Annotated in this window: 2 protein-coding genes; both read left to right on the plus strand. The window is 69.7% G+C overall.

Annotated elements, in window-relative coordinates; translation table 11 throughout:
* Window positions 1-427: 427 nt before the first annotated feature.
* Window positions 428-24,892, plus strand: coding sequence for a non-ribosomal peptide synthase/polyketide synthase (locus tag ABZW96_RS16405; protein WP_355075339.1), 24,465 nt, complete (start codon window positions 428-430; stop codon window positions 24,890-24,892).
* The gene (locus ABZW96_RS16410) at window positions 24,886-25,680 is read left to right on the plus strand and encodes an FkbM family methyltransferase (RefSeq protein ID WP_355075341.1); all 795 of its coding nucleotides are present in this window, start codon (window positions 24,886-24,888) and stop codon (window positions 25,678-25,680) included. The genes ABZW96_RS16405 and ABZW96_RS16410 overlap by 7 nt, the downstream gene beginning before the upstream one ends.
* The last annotated feature ends 129 nt before the right edge of the window (window positions 25,681-25,809 follow it).

Here is a 25,809-nt window from a genome sequence, read left to right on the forward strand (position 1 = left end):
AGCGGCGCCGTCCGAGATGTGCCACGGGTCCGCGTCGCTGGAATCGGGATCCGAAACACCGGCTTCCGTGCGGGGTCGAGAGGTTTGATACGACTAGACTCAGCCAGGCTGCTGTCAGATAGCTTGTCCCACCAGAGTGTCGATGCTCCACCACAGATTCAAAAGTTCTGTTTTCAGATTTTGAGACGACTGGAAATGCCGACAAACAGGAGGTGTGGGAGCCGCCGTAGCGGCCACAATGGTGTCCGATTCGGATGCCGGGAACTGGCTGATCGAGCTACACGCGAAACCTGAACGGCGCGGCGAACAGCAGGGGTACGCCGCTTCTCAGCAGACCAAGTGCATATGTAAGCCAGATTTCGGACGCGGTGAGCTGCGTGGTTCCGCCATGCCTGCGCGCGTCCGGGTAGGAATAAGGGGTCATGCGATGCATCTGAATTCAGACGGAACCGCCGATGGCGAACCGGGATTGATTCCGCTCTCGAGCGCGCAGTACGGCATGTGGCTCGCGGATCATGTGCCCGGTGGACCGGCTGTCAACATCGCACACTACGTCGAGATCGATGGCCCGGTGGACCACGACGCGTTCACCCGCGCGGTGAACGACGGCGGGCACGAAACCGAGTCCCTCGTGGTGCGGGTGATCGAATCCGACGGACGCCCTTATCAATTCGTGGACCGCGGCATCATCTACGACGAGCCGGTGCTGGATTTCAGCGATGCGGAGGATCCGATCGCGGCGGCGATGGAGTGGATGCGCCGCGACTACAACACGAAGGCGGTCGATCTCAGTCGCGACCGGCTCACCCGGACCAGGCTGATCCGGGTCGGCGAGGACCACTACTTCTGGTACGGCCGCGCGCATCATCTGGTGGTCGACGGGTACGGCGCCTTCAACAGTCTCACCCGAATGGCCGAGCACTACAACGCGCAGCTGGAAGGCAGGCCACCGACGCGGCTGGACGCGGCGAGTCTGCACGACATCGTCGAAGCGGAGCGCGTCTATCGCGCCGGCTCGCGGTACCAGGCGGACAAAAAATATTGGCTGGACAAGGTTTCCGATCTGCCGACACCGGTGAGCCTGTCCGGCCGAACGGCACGTTCCGGCAAGGTGGACCGCGTCGCGGGCCTGCAGCTCCCGGCGCACCTGTCCGACCGGCTCGACCGCTTCGCCGATGAGGTGAACGCATCCGCCGCACAGGTGGTGATCGCGGCGTTCGCGGCGTTTCTCGCCCGGATGACCGGCACCGAGGATGTCGCGCTGTCGCTTCCGGTGACCGCCCGGGTGACCAAGCGCCTGCGCAACTCCGCCGCGATGTTGGCCAACATGGTGCCGATTCGTTTCGCCGTGCGCCATTCGACCACCGTGGAGGAGCTGGTCCGCGCCTCGGTGTCGGAGCTCGTCTCGGCCATGCGCCACCAGCTGTACCGGTTCGAGGATCTGCGCCGCGACTCGGCCGCGATCGATTCGTCGGCGAACTCGTTCGGCCCGATCGTGAACATCTTGTTCTTCGACTCGGAGATTCGCCTCGGCTCGGCCGTCGGCCGCTACCGCGCGCTGACCTCGGGCGCGCTCGACGATCTGCAGCTCAACCTGTACCGCTCGGGCGCGGACGCGCCGCTGCTCATCGAGTTGCACGGCAATCCGAACCTCTACGGGCAGAACGAACTCGAGTCGCACGCCGACCGGTTCCTGGATTTCCTGCAGCGGATGATGGACTCGTCCCTGGGCACCCGCATCGGTGACATCCAGCTGGTCGGCCCCGCCGAGGAATTGCGCATCGTCGAGGAACTCGCCGGTCGCGACGGTGAATCCCCTTCGGCCACACTGGTGGATCTGCTGACCCGGCAAGCGGCGGCGACTCCGTCCGCGGTGGCCGTGACGTCCGAGGCGACCACTCTCACCTACCGCGAGCTCGACGAACGATCCACCCGGTTCGCCCGCGGGCTCATCGCACTCGGCGCGGGACCGGAAGCACTGGTGGCCATCGCGATGCCACGCGACGCCGACCTGATCGTCGCCGTGCTCGGCGTGCTGAAATCGGGCGCGGGGTACCTTCCGCTGGACACCGCCCATCCGGCCGAGCGGCTCGAATACGTACTGGACGACTCGAACCCGATCGCGGTGGTGACCACGCGGGGCATGCGCGAGCACGTGCTGGGCGATCCCGGCCGCGTCGTGCTGTTCGACGACGTTCTCGCCGCGGAGCAGGCCGCCGACCCGATCACCGATGCCGATCGGACCGGCCCGTTGCTTCCCGATCACCTCGCCTATGTCATCTACACGTCCGGGTCGACCGGCCGACCGAAGGGCGTATCGATCACGCACCGTGCCGTGTCCACCTACCTGGTGAACTCGTGCGCGGAGATCGGGATTCGATCCGACGACGTCTGGACGCTGTTCCACTCCTTCGCCTTCGACTACTCGGTCTGGGAGATCTTCGGCGCGCTGGTCACCGGCGGCCGGATCGTGGTCGTGGACAGCCTCACCACCCGTTCGCCGGACGACGTGGTGCGCCTGGCGGCGCGGGAGAAGGTCACCGTCTTCAGCCAGACGCCGTCGGCGTTCTATCAGTTCGCGGCCGCGCGCCAGCGGTACGCGCACGCGGGAGAGCCGGAAGGCGAACTGTCGCTGCGGCTGGTCGTCTTGTCCGGCGAAGCTCTCGATCCCGCCGGGCTGGCCGACTGGTACGAGCACAACCCGGACCTGCCGGTGCTGGCCAACAGTTACGGCATCACCGAGACCACCGTCTTCGTCACCTACACCGCCCTCACGCCGGACGTCGCGGTCCCGGGCGCGCCGAGCACGGTCGGCCCGGCATTGCCAGGCCTGCGAACCTATGTCCTGGACGAGCGGTTGCGTCCGTGCCCGCTCGGCGCATGGGGCGAGATCTACGTCGCGGGAACGCAGCTGGCTCGCGGCTATCTCAACCGACCGGCGTTGAGCGCGGGACGTTTCGTCGCCGACCCCTTCGGCGGTGCGGGCAGGCGTCTCTACCGCAGCGGCGACGTGGCGCGCTGGAATCACCGGGGCGAACTGGAGTATCGCGGCCGCGCCGACCAGCAGGTGCAGTTGCGCGGGTTCCGGATCGAGCTGGACGAGATCCGCAACGCCCTGCTGGCCCACGACAGCGTCGCCGCGGCGGTCGTCGTGGTGCATCTGCCCGGCACGGAGGCTGCCCGGCTGGTCGGGTACGTCGTACCCGCCGTCGGCGCCACCTGCGAGCCGGACGACTTGCGCACCCACGTCGGCGGGATGCTGCCGGAGTACATGGTGCCGTCGAGCGTCGTCGTGATCGACGCGGTGCCGCTGACCGTGAACGGCAAAGTTGATCACCGGGCACTGCCCGAGCCGGTGTTCGATTCGGCCGCGGCCTACGTCGCTCCCCGCACGGTCGTCGAGGAGTCGATCGCGGACGTCTTCGCCGAGGTGCTCGGCACCGACCGGGTGGGCGTGTTCGACAGCTTCTTCGACCTCGGCGGCAACTCGATCACCGCGACCAGCGCGGCGGTGCGTATCGCGGAAGCGACCCGGTGCGATGTGTCGGTGCGCGACCTGTTCGTCAAGCAGACCATCGCGGAACTCGCCGCGCACATCGAGGACGGACACCGTTCCGGCAGGCCCGTGCTGCGGGCGGCGGGCAGACCCGATCCCATTCCGCTCGCGCCGGCGCAGAACAGGATGTGGCTGGTCAACCAGACCGACCCTACCTCGGCCGCCTACAACATTCCGCTGATCGTCCAGCTCACCGGACGTCTCGACGCGGCGGCGCTGCGTGCCGCGCTGACCGACGTGATCGATCGGCACGAATCGCTGCGCACCGTCTACCCCGCGGTGAACGGCGAAGGGACACAGATGATTCTGCCTGCCGACGAGGTTGTCGCTGGGCTCGACCTGACGCCGCGGCCGACCGACCCGGACGAGATCGAGGGCCGAATCCGCGACCTGGTTTCGGTCGGGACCGATCTGCGCGAACGCGCTCCGATCCGGGTGGCGCTGCTCGCGACCGCCGACCGCACGCGGCATGTCCTGGCGGTGGTCCTGCACCACATCTGCTGCGACGGATCGTCGCTGCGGCCCCTCGCGGCGGATGTCGCCGTCGCCTACGAGGCGAGGGCGCAGAAGAAGATCCCGGACTGGGAACCGCTGAGCGTCCAGTACGCCGACTACAGCGTCTGGCATCGCAGCCTGCTCGGCGACCCGGACGACCCGGATTCCCGGGCGGCCCGCCAATTGCGGTACTGGTCGCAGCGTTTGGCGGGGATGCCGCCGGTCCTGGAGCTGCCGGCCGACCGGCCGCGTCCGGCCCGCCGGACCATGCGCGGCGACGTCGCGGACACGGTGATCCCCGCGGAGACCTTCGCCGGAATCGAGCGGCTGGCGCGCGCGGCCAACGTCACGACGTTCATGGTCGTCCACGCCGCCCTGGCCGTGCTGCTGGCGCGGATGTCGGGCTCGGCGGACATCACCATCGGCACGCCGGTCGCCGGTCGCGGCGAACGCGCGCTCGAGCCGCTCATCGGCATGTTCGTCAACACCGTGCCATTGCGTACCGAGGTGTCCGCCGAGGAGTCGTTCACCGAGTTCCTCACACGGGTCAAGGGCATCGACGTCGACGCCTTCGCCAACAGCGACCTGCCCTACGAACGTGTCGTGGACGAACTGCATCCGAAGCGGTCCCCGGCGTACGCGCCGCTGTGCCAGATGTATCTCGCGTTCGAGAACATGGACCGGGCGAACTTGGAGCTGTCCGAGCTCACCGTCGAGCTGCTGGACCCCGGCGCCGAACCGGCGAAGGTGGACATCATCGTCACCGTCGCCGAGAACACCGCCGCGGGCGGCGATGTCGCGCTGCGCGTCAACTACGCGACAGACCTGTTCGATCGGGAGACCGTCGAAGAGCTCGCCGAACGACTGAATCGGGTGCTCGACGCGTTCGTGGCGAATCCACGGGCCCGAGTCGGCGACGTGGATTTGTTGTCGGGAGTCGAGCGTCTGGGATTGGTCCCTGCCTCCGGTGGTCGTGCCGAGCCGCCCCGGGTGCTGGCGGATGTGTTGCTGGTGGGTGAACGCACCGCGCCTGCCGTGGTGGCGGGGGATCGCGTGCTCTCCTACGGGGAGTTGGACGACTGGTCGAATCGTCTCGCACGGGTCCTGATCGACTGGGGGGTGGGGCCGGGGGATCAGGTCGCGCTGGCCATGGGGCGGTCGGTCGAGTTCGTGGTCGGTGTGTGGGCGGTGGCGCGGGCGGGCGCCGCGTTCGTGCCGGTCGATCCGCGCTATCCGAGCGAGCGGGTCGCGCACCTGGTCGCGGACGCGAATATCGAGGTCGGGCTCACCGTCGAGGCGTCGTGCGGCATGCTTCCCGGTCACGTGCGGCAATTGGTTCTCGACCATCCTGGCACCGAGGCGTTCCTCGCGGCGCAGTCCCCGGCTGTGGTGACCGACGCGGAACGGGTGCGGGCCTGCCGTGTGGCCGACGCGGCCTACGTGGTGTACACCTCGGGCTCGACCGGCAGGCCGAAAGGCGTGGCGGTCACTCACGAGGGCTTGGCGAATTTCGCGATCGAGCAGCGCGAGCGGTATCGGGTGGATCGCAGGTCACGCGTGTTGCAGGTGGCGGCGCCCGGCTTCGACGCGGTGATGCTCGAGTTGCTCATGGCGCACGCCAACGGCGCGGTGCTGGTCGTCTCGCCGCCGGAGGTGTTCGCCGGGGCGCAGCTGGCGGAATTGATTCGCGCACAAGAGGTCTCGCACGCGTTCGTGACGCCCAGCGTGCTGGCGACGATGTCGCCCGCCGGACTCGATTCGCTGCGGGTGCTGGTGGCGGGCGGAGAAGCGGTATCGGCCGAGACGGTTTCGGTATGGGCGCCGGGGCGTCGGCTGCACAACGGGTACGGGCCGACCGAGACCACGATCATGGTGGCGATCAGCGATCCGCTGTGCGTCGGCGACCCGGTGACCATCGGCGGCCCGATCCGCGGCGTCGACGCGGTGGTTCTCGACGAGCGGTTGCGGCCCGTCCCGGTCGGGGTGACCGGACAGCTGTACGTCTCGGGCGTGCAGCTGTCGCGCGGGTACCTCAATCGTCCCGCCTCGACCGCCGCCACGTTCGTCGCCAACCCGTACGGTCCCGCGGGCACCCGCATGTACGGCACGGGTGACCTGGCGCGCTGGACCGCCGACCACACCTTGGAGTACCTGGGGCGCACCGACTTCCAGGTCAAGATTCGCGGACAGCGCATCGAACCGGGCGAGATCGAAGCCGTCCTCGCCGGGCACCCCACCGTCGCGGCAGCCGTCGTGGTGGGCGTGCACGCCGAGACCGGGTCGCGTCTGGCGGCGTACGTGGTGCCCGCCGACGGCGTGGTCGATACCGCGGAACTGACCAGGTATGCGGCGCAACGCCTGCCGTCGCACATGGTGCCGGACACGGTCATGGTGCTCGACACGCTCCCACTGTCGTCGGTGGGCAAAGTCGATCGCGCCGCCCTGCCGGAACCGGAATTCGCCCCCGCCGTGGAGTTCGTCGCGCCGCGCAACGCCACCGAGCAGATCGTGGCCGACATCTGCGCGGGCGTGCTGGGCGTCGAACGCGTCGGCGTGCTCGACGGTTTCTTCGATCTCGGCGGCAACTCGCTGTCGGCCACCCGCGCGGCCGCGCAGCTCAGCGGTGCGTTCGGCGTCGAGGTGCCGCTGCGCGCGATCTTCGAGACGCCGACCATCGGGGCACTGGCGGAGCGCCTGCGCAGTGCCGACGCGGCGACCAGGGCGCCGCTGGTGCCGCAGGAGCGCCCGGACCGGATCCCGCTCTCACCCGCCCAGGCCAGGATGTGGTTTCTCAACCAGTTCGACACGAGCTCACCGGTGTACAACATCCCGCTGGTCGTGCGGATGTCGGGAGACCTCGACGTGGCCGCGATGCACGCGGCGATCGCGGATGTGCTCGAACGGCACGAGGCGCTGCGCACGGTGTACCCGGACAGCGACAGCGGGCCGCACCAGATGATCGTGTCGGTGCCGACGGCGCTGCCGCCGCTGACGCCGGTGGCGGTCACGGCCGGTGCGGTCGAGGCGCGCGTCGCCGCCGAGGTCGCTGTGGGCTTCGACGTCACCACCGAGGTTCCGTTCCGGGTCGCGTTGTTGCGCAGCGCGGCCGACGAGCATGCCTTGGTGCTCGTGGTCCATCACATCAGCTTCGACGGGTCCTCGCTCGCGCCGCTGGCCGCGGACCTGATGGCCGCTTACCGTGCCCGGGTCGGGAACGAAGCGCCGCAGTGGGCCCCGTTGCCGGTGCAGTACGCGGATTACGCGCTGTGGCAACGGAAGCTGCTCGGCAGCGAGGACGATCCGCACAGTCCGACCGTCGCCCAGACCCGGTACTGGATCGCGGCTCTCGCCGATCTGCCCGAGGTACTGGATCTGCCCACCGACCGTACGCGGCCCGCGAAGCAGTCGTTCCGGGGCGCGACGGTCTCGGCCACCCTTCCCGCGGATCTGCATCGCGAGGTGATCGCGCTGGCCCGCAGCCACGACGCGACGGTCTTCATGGTGATGCACGCGGCCTACGCGGCACTGCTGGCGCGGTTGTCCGGTACCGGGGACATCGCGGTCGGCACACCGATCGCCGGTCGTGGCGAGCCGGGATTGGACGGCCTGGTCGGGATGTTCGTCAACACGCTGGTGTTGCGGACGTACATCGAACCCGGCGCGTCCTTCGTCCGGATCCTGGACCAGGTCCGGGCCACCGACCTGGCCGCCTTCGAGAACGCCGACATCCCGTTCGAGCGTCTGGTCGAGGTGCTGAATCCGCCGCGCTCGACGGCACACGCGCCGTTGACGCAGGTGGGCTTCTCGTTCCAGAACATCGAGATCCCCACGGTGCGGTTCGAGGGCCTGACGGTCTCGGCGCGGATGGCCGATCCGAGCGTGGCGAAGTACGACCTGCACCTGAATCTGGTCGACGCCTTGGCGGCGGATGGCGAGCCGGGGGACATGGCGGTCGAATTCGGCTACGCGACGGATCTTTTCGACGAGGCGACGGTCGAGTCGATGTTCGAACGCTATCTGCTGTTGCTGCGCGCGATCGTCGGTGACCCCACCCGCGCCATCGGCGACATGGAGCTGCTGACCGCCGAAGAGGCGCACCGGATCGCGGCCCGGTCGAGCGGCATACGGACGCAGGCTCCGCCAGCGACGATCGCGGACCTGTTCGCCGCACAGGTGGCCGCGACGCCGGAACACCCGGCGGTGCTCGACGCCGCCGGTGGTGCCCGGCTCGACTACCGGGAATTCGGGGCACGGGTGAATTCGCTGGCCCGCGCGCTGATCCGGCGCGGCATCGGACCGGAGACCATTGTGGCGGTGGCGATGCGCCGCTCGGTGGACCTGCTGGCCACGCTGTACGCCATCCACGCGGCGGGCGCGGCCTACTTGCCACTGGACCCGGACCATCCGGCCGACCGGGTGAGCTCCGTCCTCTCCGCCGCGCGTCCCGCCGCGATTCTCACCCGTACGCCCGACCGGGCGAGTCTGCCCGGCGACGTGCCGGTCTGGACGCTCGGCGAGCTGGAGGCCGAGCGCCTGGACGCGTCGGCGCTGACCGATGCCGATCGGATCCGGCCGCTGCGCCCGGACGATCTGGCCTACGTCATCTACACCTCCGGTTCGACGGGTGTGCCCAAGGGCGTGGCGGTTGCGCACGCGGCGGTGGTGAATCAGCTGCGCTGGATGCGCGATCACTACCGGCTCGGTGGCGGCGACGTCATGCTGCTGCGCACCCCGGTGACGTTCGACCTCTCCGTCTGGGAGCTGTTCTCCGCGCCGACCTGCGGCGCTGCCTTGGTGGTCGCCGGTCCCGACGCGCACGGCGATCCGCGCGAGATCGCCCGGCTGATGGCCGAGTATCACGTGACCACGGTGGATTTCGTCCCGTCGCTGCTCGCGGCGTTCCTCGAGGTGGCAACTCCGGATCAGTTCCCGGACCTGCGGCGCGTACTGTGCATCGGTGAGGCGTTGTCCGCAGAGATCGCGCGCCGCTTCCGGGATTTCAGCGACGCCCGCATCGACAACCTGTACGGCCCGACGGAAGCGGCGGTCAGTGTCACCGCGCACCGGATCGACGTGGTCGAAGGCGCGACCGTGCCGATCGGCGTGCCCGAGGCGAATGTCACGGTGCACGTGCTGGACTCGCGGCTGCATCCCGTGCCGGTCGGCGTCACCGGCGAGCTGTACCTGGGCGGCGTGCAGCTTGCCCGCGGATACCACGAACGCCCGGACCTGACGGCCGCGACGTTCGTCGCCGATCCCTCCGGCGCCGCGGACGGCGCGCGTCTCTACCGCACCGGTGACCTCGTGCGCTGGGACGGCGACGGCAACCTGCGCTATATCGGCCGCGCCGACACCCAGGTGAAGGTGCGCGGCCTGCGGATCGAACTCGGCGACATCGAAGCGGCGCTGCTCGCGCACGAGCAGGTGCGCGCGGCCGTCGCGCAGGTACGCGGCGACGGCGGCGAGCAGCGGCTGGTGGCCTACGTCGTCGCGGATGGCGCGCTCGACGCCCGGCAGGTACGGAATTCGCTGCTGGACCGGCTGCCCGCCTATATGGTGCCGTCGTCGGTGACCCGGATCGACTCGATTCCCTTGAATGCCAACGGCAAGGTGGAGTATCGAGCGTTGCCCGAGCCGGACCCGAGCGCCCAGGACACCGAGTTCCGGGCGCCGCGAAGTCTGATCGAACAAGCGATCGCCGCGGTTTTCGCGGAACTGTTCGACCGCCCCGAAATCGGCGCGGACGACGATTTCTTCGAGTTGGGCGGCAACTCGCTGGTCGCCACGCGCGCGCTGAGCCGGATCGGGGACGTCGTGGACGTGACCATTCCGGTGCGCGCGATCTTCGAGGCGCCGACCGTGTCGGGGCTGGCCGAGCGCATCGCCCAGTTGCGCGCGGTCCCGAGTCTGCCCGCGCCGACGCGGGTCACGCGGCCGGACCGTATCCCGCTGTCGCACGCGCAGACCCGGATGTGGTTCCTCAACCAGTACGACCCCGCCGCGCCCGGATATGTCGTGCCACTGGCGATCCGGCTGGAAGGCGCGCTCGATCCGGCCGCGTTGACGGCCGCTGTCAGCGATGTGCTCGAGCGGCACGAGAGCTTGCGCACGATGTATCCCGCGGTCGACGGCACGCCCACCCAGGTCGTGCTGAACGCCGAAGACGTGCTCGCGACCTGCGATCTCACCCCGCAGGCCGTCGGTGAGCGGGAACTGCCGCACCGGCTGGCCGAATTCTGCGGCACCGGATTCGACGTGGCCGAGGGTGTGCCGCTGCGGGTGGCGCTGTACCAATTGTCCGACGAGGCGTGGACGCTCGCGCTGGCCGCGCACCACATCAGTTGTGACGGCTTCTCGGTGGCCCCGCTGGCGGCCGACCTGGTGACGGCGTACCGGGCGCGCTCCGGCGGTACCGCGCCGGATTGGGCGCCGCTGCCGGTGCAGTTCGCCGACTACGCCTTGTGGCAGCGAGCGGTCCTCGGTTCCGCGGACGACCAGGACTCGCCGGTGGCCCGCGACATCGCTTACTGGCGAACGCAACTCGCGGGCGTACCGGAGCTGCTCGAATTGCCGAGCGACCGGCCGAGGCCGATCGAGCAATCCCAGCGCGGGGCGGTGATCCAGGTCGCCATACCCGGTGAACTGCAAGGCCGGGTGGAATCGCTGGCACGGCGCTCCGGTGCCACCACGTTCATGGTCGTGCACGCGGCCCTGGCGGTGCTGCTGTCGCGACTGTCCGGCAGCGACGACGTCACCGTCGGTGTGCCGCACGCGGGCCGGGGCGACCGGTCGCTGGACCACCTGGTCGGCATGTTCGTCAACACCTTGGTGCTGCGGTCGCGGGTCACGCTCGACCAGACGTTCGCGAGTCTGCTGGACCAGGTCCGGCGCACCGACATCGAGGCGTTCGATCACGCCACCGTGCCGTTCGAGCAACTGGTGGACGCGCTGAACCCGGTGCGATCGACCGCGCATACGCCGTTGTTCCAAGTGCTGCTGGCCTACCAGAACATGACCCGGGCTCGCGTCGAACTGCCGGGACTCACCGTGGAGAACGTGGACCCCTGCGACAGCGCGGCGATCTACGACCTGTTGCTGATGATCAGCGAAGGCCACGGCACGCACAACGAGCCGACCGGCATGACGTTGCGCCTGACCTACGCCACGGATCTGTTCGACGAGGACACGGTGCGCGGCTTCGCCGACCGGTTTGTCCAGGTCCTCGATACCGCGGCCCGCGATGCCGAGGCCACCGTCGGGGAGATCGGCCTGCTCGACGAGGCGGAGCGGTCCCGAGTGCTGGAGCGGTGGAACGACACCGGTGGCTCCGCCGCACCGGGCCGGACGCTCGTCGACGTCTTCGACGAACAGGTCGCGCGCACACCGGACGCCACGGCGCTGCGGCTTCCGGACGGAAGTACGTCGACCTACCGGGATTTCGACGCACGCGTCAACCGGCTGGCTCGCTGGCTCATCGGGCGCGGTGCCGGGCCGGAGACGATCGTGGCGGTGGCCGTCCGCCGATCGGCCGAGCTGGTCACGGCACTGTACGCGGTCGTGAAGGCGGGCGCCGCGTTCCTGCCCATCGACCCGGATCACCCGAGCGCGCGGATCGCGCACGTCCTCGGCGCGGCCGATCCTCTGCTGGTGCTCACGACCGCGGACGACGGCCAGGGCCTGCCCGACGGATTCGAGTACGCGCGGATCGACCGGCTGGACGTGACCGGTCTGTCCGGCGCTCGGATCACGGACGCGGAGCGCCGCACACCGCTGCGGCCGAACCATCTGGCTTATGTGCTGTTCACCTCCGGGTCCACCGGGGCGCCCAAGGGCGTGGCGCTGACCCATGCCGCCACCGTGAGCCAGCTGGCATGGGCCCAGCAGCGGTGGCCGCACGGAACGTCCGACGCGGTGCTGCACAAGACGCCGATCACGTTCGACATCGCCGTGTGGGAGTTGTTCTGGCCGTTGCAGACCGGCGCGCACATCGTCGTAGCCGAACCGGGCGGACATCGCGATCCCGTTCACCTGGCGAAGGTCATCGCACGGCACGAGATCACCACCGTGCACTTCGTCCCGTCGATGCTCGATGTCCTGCTGGAATCGGCCGGGGTCGCGGAACTGCCCTCGATCCGGCGGGTGTTCGTCGCGGGTGAGGCGCTGGCGCAGCGCACGGTCGACGCCGCGGCGCACGTCTTCACGCACGCGGAGCTGGTGAACTGGTACGGGCCTGCGGAGGCGGAGGTGGTCACCGCGCAGCGGTGCGCGCCGGGTGCGTCGGCCGTCGCGGCGGTGCCGATCGGAGCGCCCGCCGGCGGCATGAAGGTCTACGTGCTGGATTCGCGGTTGCGGCCGGTGCCGGTCGGGGTCGTCGGGGAGCTGTACGTCTCGGGTGTCCAATTGGCGCGCGGATACCACGCGCGGGCCGATCTCACCTGCGGCGCCTTCGTCGCCAACCCGTTCGGAGTTGCGGGACAGCGGCTGTACCGGACCGGTGACCTGGTCCGGTGGCGCAAGACCGGCGAGCTGGAATACCTGGGGCGCGGCGACTTCCAGGTGAAGGTGCGCGGTCAGCGGGTGGAGCCCGGTGACATCGAAGCCGCGCTGCGCGCCTGCGGGCAGGTAGCGCGTGCCGTGGCCATCGTGACGACGGAGCGCATCGTCGGTTACGTGACGTTGGCGCCGGGCGCGGTCACCGACGGCCGCGCGATCCGCGAAGAGCTGACCCGGACGCTGCCGTCCTACTTGGTTCCGGACGTCGTGCAGGTGCTCGACGCGATGCCGCTCACCGCGAACGGCAAGCTCGACCGGTCGGCGCTGCCGCGGCCGGTGTTCGACGACGGCGCGGACTTCGTCTCGCCGCGCACCGACGGCGAGGTGGTGCTGGCGCGTCTGGTCGCCGAACTCACCGGCGCGGAACGGGTGAGCGTGACCGCGAATCTCTTCGAGATCGGTGTCAACTCGCTGTCGGCCGCTCAGCTCGCGGCGCGGGCCCAGGCGGTCGTCGGCGTCGATGTCGGCATCAAGGACGTCTTCGATGCGGCGACCATCGCCGCGCTGGCGGAGCGGATCTCGGCACGGACCGGATCCACCGCTGTTGCGCTGACCGCGCGGCCACGCACCGGCGCGGTCCCGTTGGCGGCGGCGCAGCGGCGGATCTGGTTCCTCAACCAGTTCGACACCTCCTCGGCGGCCTACAACATCTGCTTCGCGGCCCGCCTGACCGGGCCGCTGGACACCGAGGCACTGCGTGCCGCGTTCCTCGACGTGGTGACCAAGCACGAACCCTTGCGGACGGTGTATCCGCTCGTCGACGGCGAGCCCTGCCAGGTGGTGCGGGAGATCGCGACGATCGCCGCGGACATGGCCTTCGAACCGGAGCCGGTCGTCGGCGAGACGGAACTCGCCGACCGCATGCGGAACGCGGTCGAGGCGGGATTCGACATCGCCGAATCGGTACCTGTGCGGGCACGGTTGTATCGCACCGCGACGCGGGAACACGTGCTGGTGGTGGTGGTCCATCACATCGCCGCCGACGGGGCGTCGATGGCTCCGCTCGCCCGCGACGTGTTCGCCGCGTACCGGGCGCGGGCGGGCGGCCACCCGCCCCGGTGGGAATCGCCGGTGGTCCAGTACGCCGACTACGCGATGTGGCAGCAGGAGCTGCTCGGCTCCGAGGACGATCCGGCGTCGCTGATCGCGCGGCAGATCGATTACTGGACCGACGCGCTGGACGGTTCCCCGGAGCTGCTCGCCCTGCCGACGGACCGGCCACGCCCCGCCACCCTCTCGACCGACGGCGGCAACGTCCGGTTCGAGCTGCCCGCGCGGCTGCACGACGACATCGTGCGGCTGGCCCACCGCGAGGGCGTCACGGTGTTCGTCGTCCTGCACGCGGCCCTGTCGATCCTGTTGGCGCGCACCGCGCACAGCGACGACATCTCGGTCGGCACGCCGGTCGCCGGTCGCGGCAAGCCGGAACTCGACGATCTCGTCGGCATGTTCGTCAACACCGTGGTGCTGCGGACCCGCATCGATGAGGATCGCTCGTTCCGGGAGCTTCTCGCCGTAGTGCGCGATGTCGACCTCGAAGCGCTCGCTCACGCCGACCTGCCCTACGAGCGGCTCGTCGACGTCATCGGCCGTCCGCGTTCGACGGCGTATTCGCCACTGTTCCAAGTAATGTTCGGGTTGCAGAACACCGGAGCGGCCCGATTCGAGCTGCCCGGAATCGACGTCGAGATCTTGGACCCCGGCATCGCGCAGGCCAAAGCCGACCTCACCGTGCTGGTGACCGAGCGGCGCGAAGGCGATCGGCCCGCCGGAATCGACGGCGAGATCATCTACGCCACCGATCTTTTCGTCCAGTCGACCGCAAATGCTCTGGCGGAGAGGTTCGTCCGCGTCCTCGAGGCGGTCACCGCCCATCCGGCGCGGGCGATCGGCCAGATCGATCTGTTGAGCGCCGCCGACACCGAACGCTTGGTGCCCGCGCGAGGCGGCGACGACGCGCGGCCTTGCTTGCTGCCGGATCTGCTGGCGACGGCCGTGGCATCGGCTCCGGCGGCGGTGGCCCTGATCGGGGACGGCGAAACCCTCACGTACGCGGAGCTGGACGTCAGGGCCAACCGGCTCGCTCGACACCTGCTCACCCAGGGAGTCGGGCCGGGAGTGTTCGTGGCGCTGGCCGTGCCACGCTCGATCGAGTATCACGTCGCCATGTGGGCGATCGCGAAGACCGGCGCCACGTTCGTCCCGGTCGATCTCCGCTACCCCGCCGAGCGGATCGCGCACATGGTGAGCGATTCCGGCGTCCGCGTCGGGCTCACGCTCGCGACCGCACGCGGGGAGCTGCCGGACGCGGTGCGCTGGCTGATGCTCGACGATCCGCGCACGGCGCAGGAGATCACGGCGCGGTCCGGCGAGGCGGTGACCGATGCCGATCGCGGGCGTGTGCTGCGGATCGAGGACGCCGCCTACCTGATCTACACGTCCGGTTCGACCGGAACACCCAAGGGTGTCGTGGTCACCCATGCCGGGTTGGCGAACTTCGCGGCCGAGCAAACCGAACGCTACCGGGTCGACGGCACGTCCAGGGTGCTGCAAGTGGCGGCGCCCGCGTTCGACGCGGTGCTGCTCGAAGCGCTGATGGCGCATGCGGCGTGCGCGGCGTTGGTCGTGTCGCCACCGGAGGTGTTCGGCGGGCCGGATCTGGCCGCGCTGATCCGGACGCATCGGGTGTCGCACGCGTTCCTGACGCCGAGCGTGCTGGCGACCATGGCGCCCGCCGGTCTCGAGTCGGTGCGGATGCTCGCGGTCGGCGGCGAGATGGTGCCCGCGGAGCTGATCGCCACCTGGGCGCCGGGTCGCCGGTTGCACAACATCTACGGCCCGACCGAGACGACGATCGTGATCACGATGAGCGATCCGGTGCGACCGGGCGATCCGATCGCGATCGGCGGCCCGATTCGCGGCGCGGAGGCCTTGGTGCTGGACGCGCGCTTGCGCCCGGTGCCGGTCGGAGTCGCGGGGGAGCTGTACCTGTCGGGTGCGCAGCTGGCGCGCGGCTATCTCAACCGGCGTGCGGTCACGGCCGGTGCGTTCGTCGCGAATCCGTACGGTAGGCCGGGCGGGCGGATGTACCGCACCGGGGACATCGTCCGCTGGACGACGCGACGCACGCTCGAATACGTCGGCCGCAGCGACTTCCAGATCAAGATCCGCGGCCAGCGCATCGAACTCGGTGAGATCGACGCGGCGCTGCTCACGCATCCGGCGGTGGCCGCCGCGGTGACCGTCAGCCGCACGGGGCCGGGCGGGCACCCGGTGCTGGCCGCGTACATCGTGACCGAAGCCGCGACGGTCGCCGACCCGGAGACCGTGCTCGAACACGTCGCGTCGGTATTGCCCGCGCACATGGTGCCGTCGGTGCTCACCGTGCTCGATCGCATGCCGATCACCTCGACCGGCAAGGTGGATCGGAAAGCGTTGCCGGAGCCGGTCTTCCGCGCCGACGGAGACGCGGAGGCGGCGTCCACGGATCTGGAACGCACCGTCGCGGCCGCGTTCGCGGATGTTCTCGGCGTCGCGTCGGTCGGTGTCTCCACCTCGTTCTTCGCCCTCGGCGGCGATTCGATCCTGTCGATCCAGCTGGCTTCCCGGCTGAAGTCGGCAGGTGTCGTGGTGACGGCGCGGGACATCTTCGAGCAGAAGACCGTCCGTGGCCTGGCGCGGGTCGCCGCGGCCGCCGAACGGTCTTCGCTCGCGGAGTTGCCTGGTGGCGGCGTGGGCGAGATCCCGTTCACCCCGGTGGTTTCCTGGTTCACCGAGCGTCTCGGCGCCGCTCCCCGGTTCGCTCAGTCGATGCTGGTGCGCTTGCCGCGCGACGCGCGAGTCGAGGACGTGACCGCGACGGTGCGGGCGGTGCTGCGACAGCACGACATGCTGCGCGCGCGGCTGCGCGAACAGTGCTTGGAGGTGCCGCGGCCGGAGGCCGCGGATGCCGCGGACGTGGTGCTGACCCGCACCTTCCGCGCGGATGAGACCCCGGGCACTGACGGTTTCACCGCGGTGGTGGAAGCGGCGCTGGCCGAGGCGTCGGACCGCCTCGACCCGGCGGCGGGCCGGATGGTGCAGGTCGTGTGCCTGCTGCCCGAACCGGGCCTCGACGCCGAGGCGCGGGCGCTCGTGGTCGTCCATCACCTCGTGGTCGACGGTGTGTCCTGGCGAATCCTGATTCCCGACTTCGCGACAGCCTGGCAGCAGGTCACGCGGGGACGAACGGTGGAATTGCCCGCGCAAGGGACATCGATGCGCCGCTGGGCGCACGCGCTGGCCGATGCCGCCGCGGCCCGTGCCGGGGAGTTCGACCTGTGGCACCGGATGGGTGCGGCGCCGGATCCGCTGCTCGGCAGCGCGGTGCTCGATCCCGCCGTCGACACCCAGTCGACCGTGCGGCATCTGACGGTGTCCCTCCCGGTGGACGTCACTTCGGCATTGCTCGACGCGGTGCCGAAGGCCGCGCACGGCAGCGTCGACGACGCGTTGCTGGCCGGCCTGGCCGTGGCGGCGACGCGCTGGCGCCACCGGCGCGGTATCGCGCACGCGGGTGTGAAAGTCCTCTTGGAGGGGCACGGCCGCGCGGAACAGATCGCCGAGGGAGCGGATGTCTCCCGCACGGTGGGTTGGTTCACCAACACATACCCCGTGGCGCTCGACCTGAGCGGGGTGAATGCGGATGATCCGCGTGCCGCGGTGAAATCCGTGAAAGACCAGTTGCGCGTGATCCCGGACAAGGGGATCGGCTACGGCCTGTTGCGTTACCTCCACGCCGACACCCGCGACCGGCTCGCGGCACTGCCGGAGCCGCAGATCGGTTTCAACAATCTCGGCCGGGTCGGCGTCGACCTCACGACGCTGTCGGACCTCGCGTGGATTCCGACCGACGAGCCGTTCGACCGGTGGTCGGCCTTCGATCCCGACATGCCCGTGGCGGCGGCCGTCACGATCGACGTGAACATCGTGGACACCGAAGCGGGACCGCGCCTGTCGGCGCGGATCGGCTACGCGTCCCGGCTGTTCGAGCGCGACGACGTGGCCGAACTCGCCGACGAATGGATCGGCGCGGTGACCGGGATCGCGACCGCGGCCCTCGCGGACGAGGACTGGGGCTTCTCACCCGCCGACGTTCCACTCGTCGAGGTCACACAATCCGACCTGGACGGGTTCGCCGACCGTTACGGAGCGCTCGGCGATGTCTGGTCGCTGGCGCCGCTGCAGGCGGGACTGCTGTTCCATGCCGAACTCGCCGCGGGTGACCTCGACGTCTACACGGCACAATCCACCCTCGCCCTCGCCGGTGTGATCGATGCGGATCGGCTGCAGCGCTCCGCCACGGCCTTGCTGGAGCGTCATCCGAATCTGCGAGCCGCCTTCGTGCGCACGGCCGATGGCACTCCGGCGCAGGTGATTCCGGCGGCCGCCGCCGTGCGCTGGCGGCGGGTCGATCTGCGCGACGGCACGACGACCCCCGAGGAGCTGATCGCGGCCGAGCGGGCGGTCCCGTTCGATCCCGCCGATCCTCCGCTGCTGCGGTTCCTGCTGATCGATGTGGCGCCGCAGGAGTTCCGGCTGGTGCTGACGGCGCACCACCTGCTGTTGGACGGCTGGTCGTTGCCGTTGCTGTGGCGCGAGTTGATCGGCCTCTACGCGGTGAGTGCGCGGGCCGAGTTGCTGCCCGCCGCGGCGTCGTACCGCGGCTACCTGGCATGGCTGGATCTGCGCGAGCCGTCGACCGGCATCGAGGTGTGGCGGGAGGTCCTGCGCGATTTCACCGAACCGACGGTGATCGCCGACGCGCGCACGCACACGACGGTCGGCATCCCGGTCGACCTTGCGGTGGTGCTGGATCGTGCCGTCACCGCGGAACTGGTGGAATTCGCTCGGGCACGGGCGGTGACCATGTCGACGATCGTGCAGTTCGCCTGGGCGGTGGTCCTGGGGAACCTGCTCGGCACCGAGCGTGTGGTGTTCGGCAGCACGGTGTCGGGACGTCCCGCCGACCTGCCCGGCGTGGAATCGATGATCGGCTTGTTCATCAACACGATCCCGGTAGCCGTGCACCTCCCGCGAACCTGGACCGTCGAGGACGCGCTGCGGCGGTTGCAGGCCGACAACACCCGCGTGCTCGATCACCACGACGTCGAACTGTCCCGGATCCTGGCGGACACGGGCGCTGCCCAGCTGTTCGACACGCTGGTCGTCTTCGAGTCGTATCCGGTCGACAGCAGCGGCCTGGGCGACGCGGACATCGACGGCATGCGGGTGGTCGCGGCCGACGGAAGCGACGCAGCGCACTACCCGATCACGGTGCAGGCGCACCAGACCGATCAGCTGCACGTCATGATCCGCTACCAGCAGGCCCGCGTGGACGACTCGACGGCCGCCGGTCTGGCCGCCCGGATGGAGACCGTGCTGCGCGCCATCACGACCGATCCGGGCGCGCGGCTGGGCGCGGTCGACCTGCTGACCGCTGCCGAGCGCCGTGACCTGGTACCCGCCACCGGCGGACCCGCCGCAGCGCCCCGAGTTCTCGCTGAGCTGTTGGCCGCCGGTGTCGCGGTGGATCCCGAAGCGGCAGCGATCGTTTCGGACGGGCACACGATGTCGTACGCCGAGTTGGACGCCTGGTCGAACCGTGTCGCGCGCGAGCTGATCGACTGGGGTGTCGGCCCCGGCGAGCAGGTGGCGTTGGCGATGGCCCGATCGGTGGAACTCGTGGTCGGCATGTGGGCGGTCACCAAGACCGGCGCCGCGTTCCTGCCCGTGGATCCGCGCAACCCCGCCGAACGCGTCGGGCACATGGTCGCGGACTCGCAGGTGCGGGTCGCGGTCACGGTCGAGGCGTGGCGAGAGCTGGTTTCCGGGCCCGTCCGGCGGCTGGTACTCGACGATCCGGAGACCCGTAAAGCGATCGAGGCACGGTCCTCGGACGCGGTGACCGACACGGATCGAACACGGACGCCGCATGTTCGCGACACCGCGTACGTGCTGTACACCTCGGGCTCGACCGGGACGCCCAAGGGCGTCGCGGTCACCCACGAGGGGCTGGCCAATTTCGCGGCCGTGGAACGTGACCGCTTCGGCGCGGACAGCCGGTCGCGGGTGCTGCACGCGTCCGCTCCCGGTTTCGACGTCGTGGTCCTCGAGTTGCTGCTGGCCCACACCAACGGCGCGGTACTCGTGGTGGCGCCGCCGGAAGTGTTCGGCGGCGCTGAACTGGCGGAATTCGTTCGGCAGCAGCGCGTCTCGCACTCCTTCCTGACGCCGAGCGTGCTGTCGACGATGTCACCGGAGGGGTTGGATCGCCTGCGGGTACTGATGGCCGGTGGCGAGGCCGTGACGCCGGAGATCGTCACGCAGTGGTCGCCGGGCCGGCGACTGCTGAACGGGTACGGCCCGACCGAAACAACGATCCTGGCCGGAATCGGTGGCCCGCTGCATCCCGGTGCGGCCGTCACGATCGGTGGTCCGATCAGCGGCGTCGAGGCCGTCGTGCTGGATGCCTGGCTGCGGCCGGTGCCGGTGGGCGTGGTCGGCGAGTTGTATCTCGCCGGTGTGCAACTGGCCCGCGGATACGTGAACCGCCCGGTGGCGACGTCGAACGCGTTCGTCGCGAACCCGTTCGGTGCGCCGGGATCCCGCATGTACCGCACCGGCGACCTGGCTCGCTGGACGCCGGAGCACACCGTGGAGTACCTCGGTCGTCGCGACTTCCAAGTCAAGATCCGCGGTCAACGGATCGAGCTCGGTGAGATCGAGGCCGTGCTGGCCGCGCAACCCGGCGTGGAACACGCGGTCGTCGTGCTGCGCGAAGACGAGCGCGGCGTCGGCAGACTCGTCGGCTACCTGGTCGGCGCCGAGAACCTGGATCCGGAGGAGATCAGGGCGGCCGCGCGGCTGCGGCTGCCCGCGCACATGGTGCCCGACATCTGCGCGGTGCTCACCGAATTCCCCCTCACCAGAACCGGAAAGCTCGACCGCCTGGCACTGCCCGCGCCGCGGTTCTCGGCGGCACGGGCCTGGACCGCACCGGGTACGGAGACCGAACGGCAAGTCGCGGACGTCTTCGGAAGCGTCCTCGGCATCGACCGGGTCGGAGCGGGCGACAGCTTCTTCGACCTCGGCGGCAACTCGTTGTCGGCGACGCGGGTGACCGCTCAGTTGGGTACCGCGCTCGGAGTGAGCGTGGGCGTTCGCGACCTGTTCGAAGCGCCCACGGTCGCCGGACTCGCCGCCCGTCTGGACGCCTCCGAGCGGACGGTCCGCGCGCCACTGGTGCCGCGCACCCGCTCCGGGCTGGTGCCGTTGTCGCCGGCACAACAGCGGATGTGGTTCCTCAACCAGCTCGACACCTCCGTCGGCGCGTACAACATCCCGCTGGTGATCCGGTTGACGGGCGAACTCGACATCGACGCGTTGCGGCGCGCGTGCGAGTTGGTCCTCGATCGGCACGAGTCACTGCGAACCAGATTCCCGATGACCGACGGGACGCCACATCAGGTCGCGGTCCCCGTCGAAGAGGTCACGATCGGGCTGACCGCCGTACCGGTCGAGGCGGATCGGCTGATGGAGCGAGTGCTCGCCACCGTCTCGGCGAGCTTCGATGTCACACAGGAGCCTCCGCTGCGCATGGCGTTGTTCCGGCTCGGAGCCACCGAGCACGTCTTGGTCATCGCCGTGCACCACATCTGTGCCGACGGGCAGTCCATGATGCCGCTCGCGCGAGACGTGGCGGTGGCCTACCAGGCGAGCAGACAAGGGACACAACCGATCTGGCCCGCTCTCGCGGTCCAGTACGCGGACTACACGCTCTGGCAGCGCGATGTACTCGGCGACGAGCGCGACCCGGGCTCGGTCATGTCCCGGCAGTTGCGCTTCTGGAAGGACACTCTCGCCGGGCTGCCCGAACTGCTCGAACTGCCCACCGACCTGCCGCGTCCGCCGGTGGCGTCGATGCGTGGCCGGACCGTGGATTTCGAGATCTCCGGCGCGTTGCGGGAACGAATCGGCGCGCTGGCGCGCGCGGCGGACGCGACTGTCTTCATGGTCGTGCACGCCGCGCTGGCCGTCCTGCTGTCGCGGTCGGCCGGTGTCGGCGATGTCGCGGTGGGTGCTCCGGTGGCCGGACGCGGGGAGCGCGAACTCGACGATCTGATCGGCATGTTCGTCAACACCCTCGTGCTGCGGTCACGGGTGTCGTCGCGTCAGTCGTTCGCCGAGCTGCTCGCGGCGACGCGGGAAACGGATCTGGCGGCGTTCGCCCATGCCGACGTGCCGTTCGAGCAGGTGGTGGAGGCAATCAATCCACCGAGGTCCACGGCCCATCTGCCGCTGTACCAGGTGACGCTCGATGTGCAGAACCTGAGCAAGGCCGCGTTGGAACTGCCGGGCCTCACCGTCGAGCCGGTCGAGAACGGCTTCGAACCGGCGCAGGCCGACCTGAACCTGAATCTCGTCGAAGGCTCCGGCGCCGGTTGGCAGGCGGAGGGCATTCGAGGTCGCCTGACCTACGCCACCGATCTCTTCGTGGAGGAGACGATGACCCGGTTCGCGGCGGCCTTCGTGCGGATCCTGGAGCAGGTGACCGCCGATCCGGAGGTCGCCGTCGGTGACATCGACCTCGTGGGCCCGCAGCAGCGTCGCGAGCTGCTCGGCGCGGCCGGTGTCGCCGGGGTCGCCGTGCCGGACACGACCCTCGCGGAACTGTTCACCATCCAGGCCGTCGCGCGACCGGACGCGGTCGCGGTGACCGACGGCGAGTCGCGGCTGACCTACGCGGAGCTGGATCGGCGCTCCGCCGCGGTGGCCGCTCGGCTGGCGGAGCGGGGAGTGGGTCCGGAATCGCTGGTGGCCGTGGCGTTGCCGCGGTCGGCGGACCTGGTCGTCGGCCTGCTCGGCGTCGTGCGCGCGGGTGCGGGATATCTGCCGCTGGATGTGGCGTATCCGCCTGAACGATTGCGCTTCATGCTCGACGATGCTCGTCCGGCCGCGGTTCTGACCTCGGCGGACCTGTACGCCGCGGTGCCGGAGTGCGCCGCGCCGGTACTGCTCATCGAGGAGTGCGCGAACGACGACGCGGCGGCCTCCGATTCGGTGGTGTCGCCTGCGCGGCCGGGCAACGTCGCCTACGTGATCTACACGTCGGGATCGACGGGCCGCCCGAAGGGCGTGACGGTCGGCCACCGGGAAGCGGTCACCCTGTTCACCAACGCGGCCGAGAGATTCGACCTCGGACCCGACGACGTGTGGACGATGTTCCATTCCTACGCCTTCGATTTCGCGGTGTGGGAGATCTGGGGCGCGCTGCTGTCCGGCGGCAAGGTGGTCGTGGTCGACTACGACACCTCCCGGTCGCCGGAGGCGTTCGTGGACGTCGTGGCGCGGGAGGGCGTGACCGTGCTGAGCCAGACGCCGTCGGCGTTCTACGGATTCGTCGACGCGGAGCGCCGCTATCGCGAATCCGGCTGCCCCGCAGGTGATCTCGCGTTGCGTTATGTCGTCTTCGGTGGCGAGGCGCTGGACGCGTCGCGGTTGGACGACTGGTTCGCCGCGCACGCGCCTGGCATGCCACGGCTGATCAACATGTACGGCATCACCGAGACGACCGTGCACGTCACGTTCTCCGAAGTGACGCAGACGAGCTCGGCCGGGATCGGTGTGCCGCTGCCCGGGCTGCGGGCGTACGTTCTCGACGACCGGCTGCGTCCGGTGCCGATCGGTGTCGCCGGAGAGATCTATGTGGCCGGTGGGCAGCTTTCCCGGGGATATCTGGGGGCCGCGGCACTGACCGCGGGCCGATTCGTGGCGAATCCCTTCGATCCCGACGGCGCCCGGCTCTATCGATCCGGGGATGTCGGCCGCTGGCGGAAGTCCGCGAGCGGGCTGGAGTTGGCGTACGCGGGCCGGGCCGACGCGCAGGTGCAGTTGCGTGGTTTCCGCATCGAAATCGGCGAGGTGGAGTCGGCGCTGTTGCGCCATCCGCTCGTCACCCAGGCCGCGGTCACGGTGCACCGGCACGATCGCGGTGTCGATCAGCTGATCGGCTACGTCGTCGGCGTCGACGGCGAGCGGATCGATCCGGCGGAGGTCCGCGAGGCCGCCGCCGAGGTGCTGACCGGCTACATGGTGCCCGCGACGATCATGGTGTTGCCCGCGCTGCCGTTGACGGTCAACGGCAAGCTCGACCGAAAAGCACTGCCCGACCCCGAGTTCGACGAGTCGACGATCGCGTTCGTGCCTCCGAGGACCCACACGGAGAAGGTGATCGGCGACGTCTACGCGCAGGTCCTCGGCGTCCAGCGGGTCGGGGCATCGGACGGCTTCTTCGATCTCGGCGGCAACTCGCTGCTGGCCACCATGGTGGTGACCGAGTTGCGCGGCCGCGGCGTGACGATCCAGTTGCCGTGGATGTTCGACGACGCGACGCCGCAAGCCCTGGCGGCCCGGGCCGACGGCACGGCGGGCGGTTCGGGGCTGCAAGTATTGCTGCCGCTGCGCGCGCACGGCCCGAAGCCCGCGGTGTTCGCGGTGCATCCCGCGGGCGGGCTGGCGTGGTTCTACGGCGGAATGGTCGAACATCTGGACAAGGACCGGCCGGTCTACGGCTTGCAGGATCCCCATGTCGTGGCGGGCGAACCCGGTGCGCGTTCCGTCGACGAACTCGCGGAACGCTATGTCGCCGAGATCCGCCGCGTGCAGCCGAGCGGGCCGTATCACCTGCTGGGGTGGTCGCTGGGCGGTGCGATCGCGCATGCCGTCGCGGTCCGGCTCCAGCGGGAAGGACAGCAGGTCGGCGTGCTGGCCATGATGGACAGCGCGGTCGGCGACTCCGAGGCGCTGGCCGCGGCGATGAGCGGCACCGCGGACGAGCCCGCGCCGAGCGAACTGATGGCCGATCTGCTCGGTGGCTGGCGTGAGCTGTTCGACCTCGGCGCCGAGGTGACCGCGCAGACCCACGAGCAGGCCTGGGCGGTGATCCGCGATCAGGTGACCGCCACCGGGATGTTCACCGCCGAACAGGTCGATCGGGTGATGGAGAGCTTCCGGACCGCGAGCGATATCGCCCGGGAGCACCGGCCGGGTGTCTTCGACGGCGACCTGATCTTCTTCACCGCAGGAAAAGACCGCACGGACCACGACGCCGTCGTGCGGACGTGGCGGCCGTTCATCACCGGCGATCTGCACAACACGGTCGTCGACGCACGACATCTCGAGTTGACCCATCCGCACGCACTGGCCGTCATCGGCCCGATCCTCGAAAGGTTCGCGAACGCATGCTGAAGACTCTCGATCAACTCCAGCAACTCCGGCTCGAGGACGGCAGGACGGTCGCCTGTACCAGTCCGGCCGAGGCGCGGATGTTGTGGGGCGAGATGTCGACCGACGGCTTCTATCGGCTAGCGGCCGCGCTGCTGCGTCCCGGGGACATCGCACTGGACATCGGCGCGAACATCGGGCTGAGCGCGATGATGTTCGCCGAGACCTGCCCCGGCGTCCGGGTGATCGCCGCCGAGCCGGCCCCGGCGACCTTCGACTGTCTGCAGCGCAATATGGCCGCTCATGTGCCGGACGGCGTGCCGTTGCAGGTCGCGGTCGGCGCGGCGCCCGGCAGCGCGCCGTTCACCTGGTACCCACGGGCGTCGGCGAATTCGGGTCTCTACGCCGACCGCGCGGCCGACGACCGGGCCACCGAGATCTACCTGCGCAACAGTGGCCTGAACGACGAGGCGATCGCTCTCATCACCGCCGGGCTGCACGAGGGCGAGCGAATGGAGGTCGAAGTCACCACCGTTTCGGCGATACTCGACGAGCACGGCGGGAACGCGGAGGTCGGCTTGCTCAAGGTCGACGTCGAGCGAGCGGAGCTCGATGTCCTGCGCGGCATAGCCGCCGCGGACTGGCCGCGTATCCGTGCCGTCGTCGCCGAGGTGCACGATCGGGACGACCGTTTGGCCCAGTGCCGCGAATTGTTGAGCGGACACGGTCTGTACGCGCGAACGCGCCAGGACCCGAGCCTGGCCGGAACCGAACTGCACGAGATCTACGCCGTCAGGCCGGAGAGCGTCTGACGGTCCCGCGCCGTCTTGTTCCATCTCGGCACGGGTCCAGCCTGCGGATACTCTCCCAGGCTGTTCCCGTGCCGGATCGCCGCCTTCCCGCGCGCTCTCCGGAACAGCCGGATCCCACTGTCGCGGGTG

The organism is Nocardia sp. NPDC004168, from assembly GCF_040610355.1.
GTDB classification, from domain to species: Bacteria; Actinomycetota; Actinomycetes; order Mycobacteriales; family Mycobacteriaceae; genus Nocardia; species Nocardia sichangensis.